The following is a 408-nucleotide window of genomic DNA, read 5'->3' as shown; positions in this document are numbered from 1 at the left end:
CATGGCAATCGGTATGCGCCTGATCAGGCGCAACGCGCGAGTCAACAGCGGCGCACGCAAGCAAGCGCTCGCGCATCGGTGCCGAGCGCATCGCGCAGATCGAGGTCTTGTTGGCCGAGCACTTCAGTCCCGAACAGATCGCCGGCTGCACCGGCTTGGTCAGTCACGAATGGATCTATCGGCACATGTATGCCGACCAGCGATATGGTGCGCACTTGCGTCGACGCCGCCGCAACCGCCGTCGGCAGGGCGTACGCGATGGCCGTGGCCAGCTGAAGCACCGGCGCAGCTGGGTAGAACGCCCGACCGTCGGGGAGCAGCGTAGCCGCATTGGCGATTGGGAGTTGGACACCATCCGTGCCTCGCACCGCAAGGCCGTGGTGGTCAGCATGACCGAACGTCGCAGTC

At 65.4% G+C, this 408-nt stretch carries 1 pseudogene; it reads left to right on the top strand.

Features of this window, described 5'->3' with window-relative positions:
• Positions 1–408: pseudogene (locus XpopCFBP1817_RS21230) on the top strand (IS30 family transposase); the annotation flags it as partial.

It is taken from the genome of Xanthomonas populi, assembly GCF_002940065.1.
In the GTDB taxonomy this organism is placed as follows: domain Bacteria; phylum Pseudomonadota; class Gammaproteobacteria; order Xanthomonadales; family Xanthomonadaceae; genus Xanthomonas; species Xanthomonas populi.
The sequence above is the reverse complement of the archived record's forward strand: the minus strand, read 5'-3'. Positions and strand labels throughout refer to the sequence as shown.